Source organism: Leyella stercorea (assembly GCF_021531355.1).
Classification (GTDB): domain Bacteria; phylum Bacteroidota; class Bacteroidia; order Bacteroidales; family Bacteroidaceae; genus Prevotella.
In genome coordinates this window covers 1-17,632 of record NZ_JADYTS010000009.1, presented here as the reverse complement: position 1 = coordinate 17,632, position 17,632 = coordinate 1, and the positions used below count along the sequence as shown (strand labels likewise).

Annotated in this window: 12 protein-coding genes; 6 read left to right on the top strand and 6 right to left on the bottom strand. The window is 51.2% G+C overall.

Annotated features, from left to right (window positions below; all coding sequences use genetic code 11):
* Positions 1 to 58 precede the first annotated feature (58 nt).
* Positions 59 to 1,357, bottom strand: a complete 1,299-nt coding sequence (locus tag I6E38_RS03960; protein WP_235392794.1) for an NCS2 family permease — start codon at positions 1,355 to 1,357, stop codon at positions 59 to 61.
* 63 nt (positions 1,358 to 1,420) lie between these two features.
* A complete protein-coding gene (locus tag I6E38_RS03955) occupies positions 1,421 to 2,176 on the bottom strand; it encodes a DUF5020 family protein (protein ID WP_235392793.1) in 756 nt (251 codons plus the stop codon).
* 166 nt (positions 2,177 to 2,342) lie between these two features.
* On the opposite strand from I6E38_RS03955, the gene I6E38_RS03950 reads away from it, so the two are divergent.
* Positions 2,343 to 3,794 carry a CCA tRNA nucleotidyltransferase gene (locus tag I6E38_RS03950; RefSeq protein WP_235392792.1) on the top strand — a complete coding sequence of 484 codons (1,452 nt, stop codon included), beginning with the start codon at positions 2,343 to 2,345 and terminating at the stop codon, positions 3,792 to 3,794.
* Between the two features lie 121 nt (positions 3,795 to 3,915).
* Here I6E38_RS03950 and I6E38_RS03945 read toward each other — a convergent pair whose 3' ends face one another.
* Complete coding sequence (locus I6E38_RS03945; RefSeq protein ID WP_235392791.1) at positions 3,916 to 4,827, bottom strand: helix-turn-helix domain-containing protein; 912 nt, start codon at positions 4,825 to 4,827, stop codon at positions 3,916 to 3,918.
* Positions 4,828 to 5,124: 297 nt separating this feature from the next.
* On the opposite strand from I6E38_RS03945, the gene I6E38_RS03940 reads away from it, so the two are divergent.
* The 3 genes from I6E38_RS03940 (at position 5,125) to I6E38_RS03930 (ending at position 8,266) form a co-directional block, all read left to right on the top strand.
* On the top strand, positions 5,125 to 6,132 hold the full coding sequence (locus I6E38_RS03940; protein ID WP_235392790.1) for an aspartate-semialdehyde dehydrogenase: 1,008 nt from the start codon (positions 5,125 to 5,127) through the stop codon (positions 6,130 to 6,132).
* A gap of 197 nt (positions 6,133 to 6,329) precedes the next feature.
* The gene (locus I6E38_RS03935) at positions 6,330 to 7,481 is read left to right on the top strand and encodes a sensor histidine kinase (RefSeq protein WP_235392789.1); all 1,152 of its coding nucleotides are present in this window, start codon (positions 6,330 to 6,332) and stop codon (positions 7,479 to 7,481) included.
* A complete protein-coding gene (locus I6E38_RS03930) occupies positions 7,478 to 8,266 on the top strand; it encodes a LytR/AlgR family response regulator transcription factor (protein WP_235392788.1) in 789 nt (262 codons plus the stop codon). Before I6E38_RS03935 ends, I6E38_RS03930 begins: the two co-directional genes overlap by 4 nt.
* On the opposite strand, the gene I6E38_RS03925 is transcribed toward I6E38_RS03930, so the two are convergent.
* Positions 8,263 to 11,214: a PEP/pyruvate-binding domain-containing protein gene (locus I6E38_RS03925; protein WP_235392787.1), complete on the bottom strand. Its 2,952-nt coding sequence runs from the start codon at positions 11,212 to 11,214 to the stop codon at positions 8,263 to 8,265. The genes I6E38_RS03930 and I6E38_RS03925 overlap by 4 nt on opposite strands.
* A 123-nt stretch (positions 11,215 to 11,337) precedes the next feature.
* Here I6E38_RS03925 and I6E38_RS03920 point away from each other — a divergent pair, with 123 nt between their 5' ends.
* Together I6E38_RS03920 and I6E38_RS03915 are read left to right on the top strand one after the other, a co-directional pair.
* Positions 11,338 to 12,693: a sigma-54-dependent transcriptional regulator gene (locus I6E38_RS03920; protein WP_235392786.1), complete on the top strand. Its 1,356-nt coding sequence runs from the start codon at positions 11,338 to 11,340 to the stop codon at positions 12,691 to 12,693.
* Positions 12,694 to 12,880: 187 nt separating this feature from the next.
* The gene (locus tag I6E38_RS03915; protein WP_235392785.1) at positions 12,881 to 14,176 is read left to right on the top strand and encodes an ATP-binding protein; all 1,296 of its coding nucleotides are present in this window, start codon (positions 12,881 to 12,883) and stop codon (positions 14,174 to 14,176) included.
* Between the two features lie 10 nt (positions 14,177 to 14,186).
* Here the strand turns inward: I6E38_RS03915 and I6E38_RS03910 are convergent, their stop codons facing one another.
* Entirely contained in the window at positions 14,187 to 16,667 is a 2,481-nt protein-coding gene (locus I6E38_RS03910) for an ATP-binding protein (protein ID WP_235392784.1), read from the bottom strand.
* 142 nt (positions 16,668 to 16,809) lie between these two features.
* Positions 16,810 to 17,124, bottom strand: coding sequence for a hypothetical protein (locus I6E38_RS03905; RefSeq protein ID WP_235392783.1), 315 nt, complete (start codon positions 17,122 to 17,124; stop codon positions 16,810 to 16,812).
* Between the last annotated feature and the right edge of the window lie 508 nt (positions 17,125 to 17,632).

Below are 17,632 nucleotides of genomic sequence, written 5' to 3'. Positions count from 1 at the left end.
GATATTTTACAAAGGTAATCATAACTCTCAACTTTCAACTCTCAACTCTCAATTTTTTTTAGATGAAAATGTACTTCATCACAAACAGCACTGCCAATATATACAGCGTGATGTTGAGTTTCTTGAAGTTGCCGCAGATTACGTTGATTGCAACGTAAGAGATAACACCGCAAAGGATACCGTCAGAGATGCTGTATGTCAGAGGCATCATGATGATGGTGATGAATGCCGGGATAGACTCAGCAAAGTTGTCGAGATCGATATCCTTGATTGGCGACAGCATGAACAGACCCACGATTACAAGAACCGGTGTTGTGGCTGCAGCCGGAATAGAGAGGAATATCGGAGCGAAGAACAGCGCTATGACAAAGCACATGGCTGTAGCGAAGGCTGTCAATCCGGTACGACCGCCCTGAGCAACGCCCGATGCACTCTCTACGTATGTTGTAGTGGTGCTGGCACCGAGGCAAGCGCCGGTCATAGTGGCAATGGCATCAGCCATAAAAGCCTTGTTCAGTCCAGGAATGCGACCGTCCTTCTGCATCATTCCCGCCTTGGTGCATACGCCTACTAGCGTACCCATGGTGTCGAACATGTCGATGAAGAGGAATGTGAACACCACGATAAGCATATCGATAGTAAAGATATGGTGGAATTCGAACTTACAGAATATAGGCGCAATCGACGGCGGAGTGTCGATGATGCCGTTGAAGTTGGTGATACCCATAGGAATACCGATGAGCGCTGTGCCAAGAATACCGATAAGCAGCGAGCCCGGCACCTTCTTGATTACGAGCACCGAGGTGAGGATTATGCCAATGACGCCGAGTAGTGCAGAGCCGCCTGTCAGTTTGCCGATGGTCACGAATGTGGCTGAGTTCTCAACGATGATGCCGGCGTTCTTGAGTCCGATGAAGGCGATGAACAATCCGATACCAGCACCGATGGCGCGCTTGAGCGTAGCCGGAATGGCGTCTACGATGAGTGTACGTATCTTCGTTACGGTCATCAGCACAAAGAGGAATCCCTCAATGAGGATGGCGGTCAGCGCAAACTGCCATGAGTAGCCCATGGTGAGGCAGACGGTGAACACGAAGAAGGCGTTCAGTCCCATGCCCGGGGCAAGTCCGAAAGGCTTCTTGGCGTAGATCGACATTACGAGAGTGCCGACGATAGCAGCCAAGGCTGTTGATGTGAACACGGCATTGGTGTCCATACCCTGCGATGCAAGGTTGGAGAAGATGCTCGGGTTGACAGCGAGAATGTATGCCATGGTGAGGAATGTGGTCACACCAGCCATAATCTCAGTGCGGATGTTGTGCTTCTTGGGGTCGAAGCCAAAGAGTTTTGAAAGCATAGTCTTATTGTTTTTAAAAACCTTTTTACTCTTTTACTTTTTTACTTCTTTACCTTTTTAGGCTTAGAAGTCCCACTTTACGCCAAGGCAAGGACGGCACTTGAAACCGCCAGTAGATCCGAAGTTGTTAGACAGCTCAATCTCTGTACCGAGGCTGAGGTTGTCTACGCCGAAGTGCTGACCAACGTTATACCATAGCTGTGGCTCGGTGATGAACACGGTCGACTTCATGTCGCATGAACCGTCCTCGCGGAAGTCGACAGCGTGGTCTTCCCACCAGAAGTCGGCAAATCCGTCAAACTTCAATCCCTTCACACCAAAGAGGTCGTTCATAGCCCATACTGCTGTAAACTGCATAGGCACGTCAGAGTCCTTCTTCTTGATGTTCTTGTAGAGAGCCTTGAGGTTGAGGGTGTTCTTGAAGTCCTTACTGTGCATGAAGTAGTCGACACCTACGAGCCATGCGTTGTTGATAGGATATGAGGCAGTGATACCACCGTTGTACTCTACGTGAAGCGAGAGGTTCTTGATAGCTGAGTTCTGCCAGAAGTTGAGGCAGCGTGCTATCTCGAAGTATGTACCACCAGGAGCCAAGTTAGGACCTGCTACGTGCTGGTCGTAGTTGAAGTCGTGGTCGATGAAGAAGTAGGTGTTACCCCACTTGTCCTGCTTGAACATCTCAAGTGTGAGGGTTGCGAACTTGCGGTCAGTGCCGAAATCATAAAACAGCTGTGCGTTTACCTGTGCTTTGGCCTTGGCCGGAGCAATGAACATGATGGCGAGGATAGCCATCACGAGAGTCATTTTGTTGGCTTTCATTGATTTGTTTGTTTGTTAAAAAAATGTTATTGCAAAATTAGACATAATTTTCGATATATTAAGTATTGTATATCCTAATTATGTACATAATAATACAATTATATGTGGTTAGGGATAAATTTCGGGTAAAAATGTGTAATTTTGCAATACGAAACCAAACAAGAGAATGAAATTATACACTGATGCCGAACTGGCACAAATCCTTGACAAGAATATTTTTCACCGCATAGGCGAGGTGGCCGACGAACTTGGAGTCGAGTGCTATCTCGTAGGCGGATATGTGCGTGACATCTTCCTCGAACGCCCCACCAACGACATCGACGTGGTGGTTGTGGGTAGCGGCATCGAGGTGGCTACAGCACTGCAACACAAATTAGGCAAGAACCCGAAGACGGGCAGATGGCGCGCCCATCTTGCCGTATATCGCAACTTCGGCACGGCGCAGGTGAGGTATCACGACACCGAGGTGGAGTTTGTTGGTGCTCGTCGCGAGAGCTACGACCGCTCGTCGCGCAAGCCTATAGTCGAAGACGGCACTCTGGAAGACGACCAGAACCGCCGCGACTTCACCATCAATGCCATGGCTGTATGCCTCAACCACGACCGCTTCGGCGAACTGGTCGACCCATTTGACGGCATTTACGACCTTGAAGACGGCATAATTCGCACTCCGCTCGATCCCGACATCACCTTCTCCGACGACCCGTTGCGCATGATGCGCTGCGTGCGATTCTCAGCCCAGCTGCGCTTCTACATCGACGACGAGACCTTCGAGGCTCTCGGACGCAATGCCGAACGTATCAAGATTGTGAGCGGCGAGCGCATTGCCGACGAACTCAACAAGATTATGCGCACGCCGCAGCCCAGCCGTGGCTTCGTGGAGTTGCAGCGCTGCGGACTCCTGCAGCTCATCATTCCCGAACTCTCGGCTCTAGACGTAGTGGAGACCCGCAACGGCCGCGCCCACAAGAACAACTTCTACCATACGCTTGAGGTTGTCGACAACGTGGCTAAGCATAGCGACAACCTTTGGCTGCGTTGGGCTGCACTGTTCCACGACATCGGCAAACCTAAGTCGAAGCGTTGGGAACCTGCCATCGGTTGGACATTCCACAATCACAACTATCTTGGTGCAAAGATGATTCCGGGCATCTTCCGTCGTATGAAGCTGCCTATGGACGCTAAGATGAAATACGTTGAAAAGCTTGTCGACCTGCACATGCGCCCCATCGCAATTGCCGATGATGAGGTGACTGATTCGGCAGTACGCCGACTGATGAATGATGCCGGCGACAACATCGACGACCTCATGACGCTCTGCGAGGCTGACATCACGTCGAAGAATGAAGTGCGCAAGAAGCAGTTTGCCGAAAACTTCCGTATGGTACGTGTGAAGCTTGCCGACCTGAAGGAGCGCGACTACAAGCGATTGCTGCAGCCCGTTATCGACGGCAACGAAATAATGCAGATGTTCAATATGCAGCCCTGCCGCGAAGTGGGACTCCTTAAACAATATCTTAAGGATGCTGTGCTCGACAATAGGGTGCCCAACGAGCGCGAACCGCTTATGCAACTGCTCGTAGAGAAGGCGAAGGAAATGGGGCTTTCAATAAGTTGAGAGTTGAGAATTGAGAGTTGAGAGTTATGATTACCTTTGTAAAACATCGTAATTACAATGTTATATATAATACATATAACATATCATAACTCTCAATTCTCAACTTTCAACTCTCAATTCTCTACAAATTCTTATTCTTCATGCTCTGCTGCCTACGGTATTCTGTAGGCGACACTCCGAGATGACTCTTTGTGAATTTTCCGAAGAACGACAGGTTGGGAAATTCCAGAATATCGGCAATCTCCTTTATCGACATATTCGAGTGGCTCAGATAGCGCTCAATGTTTTTCACCGTCGACTGATGAATCCATTCAAGCGCCGTCTTGCCCGTCACCGTCTTCGACACGAACGACAGATACTTAGGCGTTATGCACAGTTCGTCGGCATAACGCTTCACCGAGCGCACCTTACCCTCATTGGCAGACAGCAGGTCGGCAAACTTACGGAACAGCAGATTCGCCTGTTTCGTCTCGCCGCCGTCGTGCGAGTATTGCACATATGGAGCAATGATGGCAAACAGCTCGTATATGGCACACTGGAACAGGCTGTGCATAATCTCCTTGTGGAAATAGCCGTGCGGCGACTTTATCTTATGCACTATTATAGAGTAATACTTCGTGATGAGAGCCTGGCGCTCGTCATCAAGGCTGATAACGGGATTGGTAGCAACATATCCTATAAGGTCGAGCACGTCGCGGTTGATGCGCATGTTGCGCTCGGCAGCAGCATACGACAGGCCGAATATCTTCGACTCGAAGTCGGGCGAAATCATATAGTTGCTGTACACGTTGTTGGGCAGTCCTATCATCACCTCGCCAGCCTTGGCAGTGTATGTCTTGCCGTTGACGTTTACCTGCATACGCCCCTTGACACAGTAAGCCAACATAATCATGTCGAGTTTTACTGAGCCGTTCAGCGACTTGTCTCCTATTTGCTCGAATATCACGATGTCACCATCCGAATAGTCTGCCACTCCTTTGTCGAGAATATAGTCAAAGTCAACCTTTTGTTCCGAATTGCTGTTGATATTCATATATGTTCCTCCCTTATACGCGTTATTCTATTTCAAGTTCCTTTTCAACTGCAAAGATAGTCATTTTTGCGTAAAAAAGAATATTCATGAAAATAAAATCTGACGTATTGAACAATAGACGTTTAGGGCATTGACAAGCCATACGAAACCCAAAGTATCGCCCCAAAGCGTCAGGAATGACAAAATCACGCAATTTTGCATTATAATTCACTCACAATTGTAACTTATTAATAATAAAAGTTGTAACTTTGCAACCTATTTCAGGAATTAGTTAACAAACAAATAAACATACAAGACATGAATGTAGCAATTGTTGGAGCGAGCGGAGCTGTAGGACAGGAGTTCCTCCGCATACTCGCAGAGAGAGATTTTCCCATTGACAACCTTGTGCTGTTCGGCTCAGAGCGTTCTGCCGGAAAGAAATACACATTTAAGGGCAAGGAGTATGAAGTGAAGCTCCTTCAGCACAACGACGACTTCAAGGACATCGACGTAGCCTTCACATCGGCTGGCGGTGGCACATCTAAGGAATTTGCCGAGACCATCACCAAGTACGGTGCAGTCATGATCGACAACTCGTCGGCATTCCGCATGTGCGACGATGTACCTTTGGTAGTACCCGAGTGCAACGCCGAGGATGCACTCAACCGTCCGCGCAACATCATTGCCAACCCTAACTGTACAACTATCATGATGGTGGTAGTGCTCAAGCCGCTTGAGGCTCTGAGCCACATCAAGCGCATCCACATCGCAAGCTATCAGAGCGCAAGCGGTGCCGGCGCAGCTGCTATGGCTGAGTTGCAGCAGGAGTACAAGGAGCTCGTCAACAACGAGCCTGTCACTGTTAGCAAATTCCCCCATCAGTTGGCATACAACGTGATTCCTCAGATTGACGTGTTCACCGACAACGGCTATACCAAGGAGGAGATGAAGATGTTCAACGAGACTCGCAAGATCATGCACAGCGACGTGCGCTGCTCGGCTATGTGCGTTCGCGTAAGCTCATTGCGCTCACACTCTGAGTCGGTATGGATTGAGACCGAAAGCCCAATCAGCGTTGAGGAGGCTCAGAAGGCCATCGCTGCAGCTCCTGGCTGTACACTCAAGGACGATCCAGCCAACCTCGTTTATCCTATGCCACTTGAGACAGCCGGCAAGGACGACGTATACGTTGGACGTATACGCAAGGACCTCGCCGACGACTGCGGCCTCACATTCTGGCTCTCAGGCGACCAGATTCGCAAGGGTGCAGCCCTCAATGCTGTTCAGATTGCCGAATATCTGCACAGCGTAGGCCAAATCTAATCAAGCCCTTATAATATAAGGTATATATAATTTGCAAGCCTAACGCCCTGTAAGGGCAAAAGCATCATGATTCAAAGCTTTTGCACTTACAGGGCGTTTGTCATTTAGCTATATGCTGACTAAACAAATGCATTCGTTGAATAAATTTCTAACTCATATATAATATGTATACTTTTGCGCTGCTAAAAACAACCAAGATGAACTATCGCAAGGAACATATCATATACACCTTGTTGTGGATAGTATTGTACCTTTCGCCGGTGATGAGCATGTACATGCGTATGTCGACCAATCCGCATATTGATTTCTCGTGGGAGGAGATTCTCAACGCATGGAAGTTCAACACCGTGTGGGTCGTGCTGTTCTCTATACACAATTTTCTGCTTGCCCCCATACTGATTATCAAGCGACGCACATGGCTCTACACAGCGTTGGCAATGTCTCTGCTTGCCATAACGATGTGCACACTATACGTCATGCGCCCCGATCATCGCATGCGTCATCCCAAGTCTCTTCCCCCCACCGAATGCAAACAATGCAACACTGACAAGGAATGCCCCGAATGCGAATACGACCGCCCCTACTCCAACGACCCCGAGCGACGCAAGCCTGAGATGCGTCTGTTCAGTCCGATGCCACTGTTCGGTCCGGGCGAGATGGTGGCTGTGTTCGGCGGACTGCTGCTCATGGGCATGAACCTCGGCGTGAAGCTCTACTTCCGATCGCAGGAAGCCACCGAGGCGCTTACGCAGATTGAAAAGCACGCCCTGGAACGTCAGCTGCAATACCTGAAGTATCAGGTCAACCCCCACTTCTTCATGAACACCCTCAACAACATCCACGCCCTTGTCGACATCGACCCCGAGCGTGCCAAGGCATCGATTGTGGAACTGTCGAAACTGATGCGCTACGTGCTGTACGAGGGAAACAACAAGCTCACACCACTCTCGCGCGAGGTGCAGTTTCTACGCAACTACGTTCAGCTTATGTCCATGCGCTATAATACGGGCAATGTGAGCATCAGTCTTGATGCGCCCGACGTATTGCCCGACAGCATGCTGCCACCGCTTCTGCTCGTCATCTTCGTTGAGAATGCCTTCAAGCACGGCATCAGCTATCGCACCAAGTCGTTCGTCGAAATCAGCCTGCAGCCTCATGCCGACCGCCTGCTGTTCAGCTGTCGCAACAGCCGTCCCGAAATAAAACATGACGAAAACATGAAGGGTGGCGTAGGCCTCAGCAATGTGCGCCGCCGACTCGACCTGCTCTTCCCCAACGATTACACCCTCGACATTAAAGAGGAAGAAGATACTTACACAGTGAAATTAGAAATTCCGCTCACACAATGATAAAAACATTAGTAATCGACGACGAGCCGCTGGCATTGCAACAGCTCGCCGCTTACGTAAAGAAAATACCGTTTCTCGATTTGGTAGCCGAATGTCAGAGTGCCATCGAGGCACGCGACATTATCAACAACGAAAGGATTGACGCCATATTTGTCGATATCAATATGCCCGACATGAATGGCATGGACTTCGTGCGCTCGCTCGCAGCGCCTCCGCTCGTAGTGTTCACCACAGCCTATTCGGAGTATGCCGTCGACGGATTTAAGGTTGATGCCGTCGACTATCTGCTCAAGCCCTTCGGACTCGACGACTTCAAGCGTGCAGCCATGCGCGTAAAGCACCGCTTCGAACTCGAAAATCCTACTACTGCCGAGCCTGTCGACAATAACGTTGCCGTCAATGCAGCCCCTTCAGTATCTGACGCAAGCCCTGCCGCTTCCGATGCAATCCCAACTGACGACGACTCGATATTCCTCAAGACCGAGCATCGTGTAGTTCGGGTCAACATTGCTGACATACGCTACATCGAGGGAATGTCCGAGTATCTGAAGGTTCACATCAACGGACAGCGCCCAATAATCATGCTGTTCAGTATGAAGAAGATGGAAGAGCGGTTGCCCAGCCACTTCCTGCGCATACACCGCTCGTATATTGTCAATATGAGGCATGTACAGGAAGTGACCAAGAACCGCATCGTGATGGATGCCGATACATATCTGCCCATCGGCGACATGTATAAGGAGCCGCTTTCGGCTTATCTTGCCGACAAGTACTTCGGACGCTAACGCCTCAGCACGGCACCTTTCTGACGCTTGCCGTCCATCATTATCTTCAGCGGGCGGGCGAAACGCACCACGCGCACATGTTCGGTCTCCATCACCGACGGCATGGCGTCGAGCTCGCTCTTGCCGAAGAATCCGTCGCCACGGTTCTCGTCGACGGTGAAGTAGCCCACGCCAAACGACGTGAGGTTTTGGAAGAAGTGTGTACCTTGACTCGGGTCTACACGATAATTTTTCAGAGTCACCTCCACAATTACACGTGCTGCCGATATGTGGGGCCACTTCACGGGTATGCCGAGCCATGAGTCGCTCGAACCCCAGCGTCCCGGTCCTACAAGCACGTAGTTTGCGCCGTTGTCAAGATACGTTTTGTTTATCTTTTCTATTTCGCGCGCTATCGTCGGATTGTCAGACGCCGTGAAGCGGTCGTCGGTCTTCACATACACTATATCCGTAACGTCTTCCGTCACGCCGTGTCCCAGCGAGTTGTGCGATCGCAGCACGCAGTCGGCATCGGGCACCGCAGCCACGTCTTCGTCAAGCATTTGCTTGGAGTCGACAATGGGTCGTATCTGTAGCAGATACAGCGCCCCCGTGCGGTCTTGGTTGATGTTGCACGCAAACTCTATTTCTACGGGGCGGCGCATCGACTCGGCTCCATACTTCATCGACAGCTGCAACAGCTGCGGCAGTGGGAACACGCCGTGCTGCAACACCGAGGCGAAGGTTATCACCTTGCGCCCGCCGTCGTATATTCCGTCGCGTATCACCTGGTCGTAGGGGTCGTAGGTCGATGCTATGTAGTTGAGCGAATGGTCGCGCTCGGCTTCCTTCACCTTCAGGTTGAGTATGTTGAATCCGTCGTCCACCTTGAAGTCGTTGCCCACGTGGCGAGTGTCCAAGGCGTAGAATCGTGTCTGCGTCTCGCGCAGTGCTGTGTCCAGTTCGCTTGTCTGCAATATCTGGTTGGGATGATAGGGCGACACGCGCAGCGTCTGACCTCCGTCCACTATGTATTTGCCCAGTCCAAGCGCCAGTGATGCTATGCCGTCTTCGGCACGTTCGTCGCCGATAGGATAGTAGTTGAGCGAGCGCAGCACACCCGAGATGTTAGGATAGTAGCGCCCGTCATACTGCTTGCCCACCACTTCTTGCAGAATCACCGCCATCTTCTCCTGGTCTATCACGTTGCTTGTGGCTGCCATATACGCCTTCGAGTCCTTGTAGTATACCGATGCGTACACACCCTTGATGGCGCACGCCAGCATTTCGAGCATAGTATACTTGTCCTCAAGATAAGGTATCATGTATGTGGAATATATTCCGGCAAAGGGCTGGTAGTGGGCATCCTCCAATAGCGAGCTGGAGCGTATGGCAATAGGACACTTCACCGCCTCGAAGAATGTGAAGAAGTCGGCTATCAGCGAGTCGGGCAACTGTGCGTGCAGGAAGTGGCGCAATATCTCGTCGTCCGAAGCGTCGCTCAGGGCTATCTGATACAGATTGTTCTGCTCCATGAATTGGTCGAACACGTCGGTACAGAGCACCACAGTCTTGGGTATCTGCACCGTTGCTCCAGCAAACGTGTTGAAGTCGGGATGTGTCTTGATGATGTTGTCGAGAAAAGCCAGACCACGTCCCTTGCCTCCAAGCGAACCCTCGCCTATTCGAGCAAAATGCGAGTAGGCGTCAAACTTCATGCGGTCGAACACTGCCACCACGCCAAGATTCTTCATGTGGCGGTATTGCACAATGGCGTCGAATATGATTTCGCGGTGGGCGGTGATGTCCTTCAGTCGGTCCCACGTTATCTTCTTCAGATATTCCGATACGGGGAATATGGCTCGCGCCGACAGCCAACGGCTCATGTGGTTGCGCGAGATGTGGTAGAGCATCGAGTCGTCGGGTATCTTGAATATGTTGTCCTGCAATTCCTTCAGCGAGTGTATGCGCATTATCTCAGCCTTGGTCTTCGGGTCGCGGAATATGAAGTCGCCGAATCCCATGTGCTCCTCCATGATGGCACGCAGGTCGATCGACATCTTCTTTGAGTTCTTGTCTACGAAACGAAATCCCTCAGCCTCAGCCTTTTCGCGATTGGCACTCTCCGTACTCTCCACTATCAGCGGCAGATAAGGATTGTCCTTATGTATATCGCGCAGCAGTTTGAGTCCAGCCTCACTGTCCTTCACGCCATTAATGGGGAATCGCACGTCGCTTATCACGCCCAGCACATTGTCAGAGTATTTGGTGTATAGCGCCATTGCCTCCTCGTAGTTGCGTGCCAGCACCACCTTGGGTCGTCCGCGCATACGAAGTGTGGCGGCATGGCGGTTGAGCGCCTCGGTAGAGAATCGTTTGCTCTGAGCCAGGATGTAATTATATAGATTGGGAAGTATGGAGCTGTAGAATCGAATGCTGTCCTCCACAAGCAGCAGCATCTGCACATTGCCCTCCTGAATGTCGTGTTCGAGGTTCATCTTGTCCTCGATAAGCTTTATGATAGACAGTATGAGGTTGGTGTTGCCGAGCCAGCAGAACACGTAGTCGAATATCGACAGGTCTTCGTTCTCCATGCGCTTCGTTATGCCGTGCGAGAATGGTGTCAGCACCACGCAGTGAATCTTGGGAAATCCCGCCTTGATGTCGCGTGCCACCGAGAAGGCATCGTTGTCGGCATTGCCCGGCATACATATCACAAGGTCGATATTCATGGTGCGCAGCACCTGATACGCCTCCTCCGTTGTGCTCACCTGCGTGAACGTAGGCGGATAGCGCAGTCCCAGCTCCACATACTCGTTGTATATCTTCTCCTCCACACGGCCGTCGTCCTCAAGCATGAATGCATCGTAGGGATTTGCCACGATGAGCACGTTGTATATGCGACGCATCATAAGATTCACGAACGTCACGTCTTTCAAGATAAACTTGCTGTATTCTTGTGGTATCATAGATTTAGTTCCCTCCTATATCTTTAATTTTTAGGTGTTTAACAATACAAATTTACACATTTAATTATAAAATCAGTAATTTTGCACTGACAAACATTTAATTAGCTTTACACTTATAGGTTTATGACACGTATATTGATTGTTGAGGACGACATAGCTTTCGGAACAATGATGCAGACATGGCTCAAGAAGAAGGGATTCGATGTGGACAAAGCCACGTCGGTAGGCGCTGCCGTGCGCCTTATCGAGGAGAAGCCTGCCTACAATCTTGTGCTCAGCGACCTCCGTCTGCCCGACCGCGACGGACTGGAACTGCTGGCATGGTTGCACAAGCACAGTATGTCAATCCCCTTCATCGTCATGACCAACTATGCCGAAGTGCAAAACGCCGTTTTGGCTATGAAGTCGGGTGCCGCCGATTACATAGCCAAACCCATTCAGCCCGACATACTTCTGAGCAAGATTAAGGATGCACTACAGAATGCAGAAAAGACAACAACAAATCACACCACCTCAACACCTCAACACCACAACACAAACAACACCACAACAACACCTCAACCCCATAATCCCTCTCCCCGACACATCGAAGGTAAAAGCGACGCGTCCCGCCAGCTCTACAGCTACGTCAGTCTCGTTGCGCCAACGCCTATGTCGGTGCTCATACTCGGAGCGTCGGGCACGGGCAAGGAGTATGTTGCGCGTCGCATACACGAGCAGAGCCAGCGTGCCGGCAAACCTTTCGTGGCACTCGACTGCGGTGCCATACCTCGTGATGTGGCAGCGTCTGAGTTCTTCGGACACAAGAAGGGAGCCTTCACGGGTGCCGATGCCGACAAGCGTGGAGCTTTCGAGGCAGCCAATGGCGGAACGTTGTTTCTCGATGAGGTGGGCAATCTGAGCTACGAGGTGCAGGTGCAGCTGTTGCGTGCCTTGCAGGAGCGTCGTGTGTGTCCGTTGGGCAGCACCGAGGAGCGCCCCATCGACATCCGTCTTGTGGCTGCCACCAACGAGAATCTGGAGCAGGCAGTAGCCGAAGGCCGCTTCCGTGAAGACCTCTACCATCGTCTTAGCGAGTTCACTATATACATGCCTCAACTCTCAGAGCGTGGCACCGACCTCTATCTCTTCGCCGACCTCTTCGTACGCCTTGCCAACGAAGAGCTCTCGCGCCATGTTGAGGGCTTCGACGCACGTGCCGCCGAAAAGCTGGCTTCCTACTCATGGCCCGGCAATCTGCGCGAGCTCAACAACGTCGTTAAGCGTGCTGTTCTCATGGCACGTGGCGCATTCATCACACAAGACGAGCTCTCCGCCGCCATGGGTCCTGTACGTCAAGAACCCATCACCGCCCTCCACGATGCCGATGCCGAGCGCCAGCGCATACTCGATGCCGTGAAGCTGTGTGGCGGCAACAAGTCGAAGGCAGCAAGAATGTTGGGAATAGACAGAAAGACGCTGTATAATAAGTTGGGGTAAAGGTGTTGCGGTGTTGAGAGGTTGTTGTAGTGTGGTTTGACAAAAAAGTCAGTCTTTTTCTTTGTCTTTCGTCAGAAAAAGTGTATCTTCGTTGCGTTATTCGTCAGAAAAAGTGTGTGCTTTACTTGATTATTCGTTAGAAAAAGTGTGCACTTTACATGATTATTCGTCAGAAAAAGTGTGAATTATGGAAAGAAGTATCTATAAAAAACTATTGAAGTGGAAAGACAAACCGGAGCATAAACCTCTGATTCTCAACGGAGCGCGACAGGTAGGCAAAACCTATATTCTGCAAGAATTTGGAAAGAGAGAGTATAAAAAGCTTGCATTCTTCAGTCTCGACAGAAATCAGAAGGCAGTAGAAGTGTTTGATAAGGGCGGCTCAACTGCCGATATGCTGATGGCACTCTCCGCTATAAGTCAGATAGATATTACCCCCAACGATACCCTCGTGGTGCTCGACGAGATACAAGACTGTCCAAAGGCATTGGAAGCTTTAAAATTCTTTTGCGAGGATGCTCCTGATATTCATATCATCGTGGCAGGTTCATTGCTGGGAATATCACTCCATAACGGGGTGTCATATCCAGTTGGAAAAGTGGAAGAGTTGCGACTCTATCCGATGAATTTTATCGAATTTCTCAATGCTATGGGGAAAACAAAACTGGTGAGTATCTTGAAGGAAGGCAATTGGAACGTCATCAACTTGCTTGAAACTGAATTTATCGGTCTGCTGCGACAATATTATTATGTGGGAGGAATGCCGGCAGCTGTACTCGCCCATGTGCAGCAAAAGGGCCTGCAAGAAGTGCGCTCTATACAAAAACAGATTATCCAAGACTATCGTCGTGATTTCTCGAAGCATGCCCCCGAACGCGAAGTGCCACGTATCAACATGGTGTGGGACAGTATTCCTGCCCAACTAGCCAAGGAGAACAAGAAATTCGTATATGGAGCCGTGAAGAAAAGTGCCAGAGCCGCCGACTTCGAACTGGCAATACAATGGCTGATAGATGCAGGACTGGCATATAAGGTGCAGAGAGTGAACACGCCACGACTCCCCTTTAAATTCTATGAAGACCTGAACGCCTTCAAACTCTTCATGCTAGATGTAGGACTGATGGGAGCCATGGCAGAGACATCTGCCGAATCGATGCTGGTAGGCGATGACATTTTCTCGGAATATAAAGGAGCCTTCACTGAACTATACGTATTCACCCAATTGAAGAGCCTGGATATTTCGTTGTACTATCATGCAGTGGATAATTCCACGATAGAGATTGATTTCCTGACCCAATGGCACAATCGTGTAATTCCAATAGAAGTAAAGGCTGAGGTGAATGTCAAGGCAAAATCAATGAGAACATTCATCACGAATAATCCCGAACTGAAGGGACTCCGCTACTCCATGCTTCCATATAAGGACCAAGACTGGATAATCAATATCCCTCTATATGCATGTATGGTACCGTTTCGTATGTAGTCTGCACAGGCTACGGCGTGGACGCCATCCCTTCCAACACCCTCCTAAACCTCTCCACCAACTCCCCTCTCTTCTCTACCTCCGTCGTCAGTATCCGCTCTGGCGTCAGCTCCACCAGCCACTCCACATCATTAGGCATAAGCATTTTCAGTAGTGGCATGGCTTTGTGAGCTGCCTTGGCTACAGCTGTAGTGTCGTTGGGATTGTTGAGCATGGCGAGATATTCTTCTATCGACTGACGGGTGTCGGCAATGATTTGTTGTTCCGCTTCGGGGTCGCCTTCGGCAAAGACGAGAAGAGGGGCGAATATGCTATTATCGTGTTGGGCGTTGGTGGTAGATGCTGTCGGAGCACTGACATGCGGAGCGATGCCCGTGAGCTGACACAGCGTGGCGGCGAGCGTCTGCACGTCAAACGGCTTGAAGAGGCAGGCACTGAAACCCTCAGCACGCAGTTCGGAGTAGATGCTCTGGTCGTGAGCCGTCATGGCAACCGTCTTCACACCCTTGCGGTCGATGCGTCGGAGCATCTCCCTACCGCTCATCTGCGGCATCTCAATATCAGTGAACACCAGTTGCGGACGCAGACAGCCTATCATCTCTATCGCCTCGTCGGCACTCGCTGTGACGTGTACGTCGAGGTCGACATCCTCCATGCGAGCCATCATCTCGCCCAACAGCTGCAATTGCAAGCGGTCGTCATCGACTATGACAACCTTTATAGTGCGTGATGCTGACGGCACAGTGGCAGTTCCGGCAGTCTTCACTTCGGCAGAAGCCTCGCTCACAGCCTTTCCTATTGTTTCTTCCGATTGCGTGTTGTCGATGTCTACGGGCAGCGTCACCGTAAACTTCGAGCCTTTGCCTTTTTGCGAAACCACACGAATCGTTCCGCCCAACATGTTCACAGCCTCGCGCGTTATGGACAGTCCCAGACCTACGCCCTCCTTGCCCTGCGCATCGGGCAGACGTGTGAAGGCGTTGAATATGCGCTGCTGTTCGCTCTCGGTCATTCCGCTGCCAGTATCAGCCACACTCATTGTGAGTTGCGAGCCGCAGAGTGCAGCCGACACGGTGATGGAGCCTTGGTCGGTATACTTCACGGCGTTGCCAATCAGATTGTTCATAATCTGGCGTATGCGGAACGCATCGCCCATACACATGCGGTCGACACCCGTGCGCAGACTGCACACCACCTCCAGATTCTTGCCGCTTGCCACGGGTCGAGCCTGTGTGGCGCAGTCGCTTACGAGTTGCGCCGGATTGAAGCTCACGGCGTGCGTCGTAGCCTTGCCGCTCTCAAGCTGATGATAGTCGAGCAGCGCCCCCACGAGTTGCAGCAGATGTTCAGCCGACGAACGTATGCTGTCGAGATAAGCCACCGGCTTGGGCTGGCTCACCCACTCGCCGAGCAGAGCGATGAATCCCGATATGGAAGCCACGGGGGCCTTTATATCGTGCGTTATGGTGAGCAACAGTCGCTGTCGCTGCTGCATGATTCGTTCGGTCTCGTTCTTGGCTGCAATGATGCTCTCGTGGTCGCGGCGCTGTCGGCGTATGTCGCGCAGCGTGTACACAATCAGCACTATGGCAACGCCAATGGCAAGCAGAGCCAGAGCCGCTATCTTCATCATCGTAGCCTTGCGTGCAGCCATGTCGGCATTGATGGCACGCTGCATGGCGTTGTGCTCGTCGGCCTGTATGTCCTCAAGCATCTGCCCCGTGCGCCATGCCAGCTGAATGCTTACGAGCTTGAGCGAACGTGTGCGGTTGCCTATGGCGTCCTGTCGGCGCGTGTCTGCCCGTTTTATCTCGTGCCGTATGTCGCTGAGAGCCTCAGCCACCGAGTCGGCAATGTTGATGCCCTGCGCCATGGCAGTAGAGTCGGTGCGTCCGCTTTGCATTGTCGTGGCTATGGTGTCCGAGCGCTGCCGACGGAAGGCGTCGCCCAGTCGGCGGAAGAATCCGCGTCGGGTGCTCACGATGTTGTACACCGTCTCGCGGTTGCTGGCACTGGTTATCTCGTTGGGATGAATCACCACCGAGTCGCGTCCGCTCTGCAGGTCGTGCACCTTGCGTGCATACACGGCGTCGCCCGAAGCGTCGGCAAGAATGTTGAGCACCATCATGGCATTGTCGCGCTTGGCACCCATAAGGTTGGCAAGCGTGTCCATGCGCAGTGCCTTCACCGAGTCAGCCACGAGCTTCTTCAGCTGCATAGCCTTGTGTTGCGACTCAGCTATCGACGAGGCGAAGCGGTTCCACTGCCGTGTGTCGCCCATCATCACCGAGCGTTCGGCGTTGGCAGCGTCGAGCATGCTGTATACAAGACTGTCTACGATGTTGCGTCGCTCCATGAGTCGCTCCGAAGCAGTATTGAGAGCCGTCAGCGAGCGCGTACTGTCGTACACCATCTGCGCTGCGAGCACGAGCACAATGGCAAGAATGGCATAGCCGGTGATTATCTTCAGACGTAACGTGCGGTAGTTCATACGTGATTGTTGTTGTTTATATTGAGTGCGAAGTTACAGAATAATTCGCAAAACGCCAAACCGCCACCACTCAGCGGCATTAGTGCAGCTTCTGTGGCAGCGATTTGCAATCCTTAAGACAATAGCTTTTTACCTTGGTTTATTAAACGGTCTCTGGCTTAGCAGGAGTGGCTGGTGTAGCCGGTGTAGCCGGAGTCTTTGTTGAGTCGGTAGTGGTTGTGTCTACCTCAGCAGTGTCGTTTGCGATGTAGAGAGCCAGGTCGAGAGCTTCTTCCTTGGCAGGTGTAGCAGGCTCTGTCTTTGTTGTGTCCTCTACCGGCTGAGTCTTGGTAGTGTCGGTGGTATCTGCCACTTCAGTGTTGTAGCCCTTCATAGATGTTGCTGACTTGGTAGCAAATGAATTGCTTGCCGATACCATTACCATCATTGCAATTGCTGCGAAAACTAACTTCTTCATAATTGTTGAATTTTAAATTGTTATTATTAATATGCGAAATCGAATCCCGGCTTCAACCTCTCGTATGCTCCACTCGCTGTGTAGAACTTGTAGTGTGTTGTGCCGTTCGCTTATTAAAATGCAACGGCTGTGCCAAAAAATCGCAGTCTTTACATAACATACTGATTATCAATGTTTAAGAAGAAATTCCGCAAAATTATGGCATTGTGGAAATGTGGGGAAAGTGTGGAAGGGGTGTGGAAATTTTCTACAGAAAGCCCCACCCCCTGCCCCTCCCCCGTAGGGAGGGGAGTAATATGCACTGCAAACTGTAGGAGGCTATGGCGTCCTCGCCGTAGCCTAAGTAAGGGGATTAGTAGCGGAGGTCTCCGGCCTCCGCAGCACCAAGTCGAGTACATACTACAACACATCAACACAATTATCCCTTGCTGCGGAGGCCGGAGACCTCCGCCACTTAAGCTGACAAATCATACCGCTCCCCTCCCTACGGGGGAGGGGCGCGGTATGA

Coding starts and splice junctions, on each gene's coding strand:
- I6E38_RS03960 (WP_235392794.1), bottom strand. CDS start 1,357: ATGCTTTCAAAACTCTTTGGCTTCGACCCCAAGAAGCACAACATCCGC.
- I6E38_RS03955 (WP_235392793.1), bottom strand. CDS start 2,176: ATGAAAGCCAACAAAATGACTCTCGTGATGGCTATCCTCGCCATCATG.
- I6E38_RS03950 (WP_235392792.1), top strand. CDS start 2,343: ATGAAATTATACACTGATGCCGAACTGGCACAAATCCTTGACAAGAAT.
- I6E38_RS03945 (WP_235392791.1), bottom strand. CDS start 4,827: ATGAATATCAACAGCAATTCGGAACAAAAGGTTGACTTTGACTATATT.
- I6E38_RS03940 (WP_235392790.1), top strand. CDS start 5,125: ATGAATGTAGCAATTGTTGGAGCGAGCGGAGCTGTAGGACAGGAGTTC.
- I6E38_RS03935 (WP_235392789.1), top strand. CDS start 6,330: ATGAACTATCGCAAGGAACATATCATATACACCTTGTTGTGGATAGTA.
- I6E38_RS03930 (WP_235392788.1), top strand. CDS start 7,478: ATGATAAAAACATTAGTAATCGACGACGAGCCGCTGGCATTGCAACAG.
- I6E38_RS03925 (WP_235392787.1), bottom strand. CDS start 11,214: ATGATACCACAAGAATACAGCAAGTTTATCTTGAAAGACGTGACGTTC.
- I6E38_RS03920 (WP_235392786.1), top strand. CDS start 11,338: ATGACACGTATATTGATTGTTGAGGACGACATAGCTTTCGGAACAATG.
- I6E38_RS03915 (WP_235392785.1), top strand. CDS start 12,881: ATGGAAAGAAGTATCTATAAAAAACTATTGAAGTGGAAAGACAAACCG.
- I6E38_RS03910 (WP_235392784.1), bottom strand. CDS start 16,667: ATGAACTACCGCACGTTACGTCTGAAGATAATCACCGGCTATGCCATT.
- I6E38_RS03905 (WP_235392783.1), bottom strand. CDS start 17,124: ATGAAGAAGTTAGTTTTCGCAGCAATTGCAATGATGGTAATGGTATCG.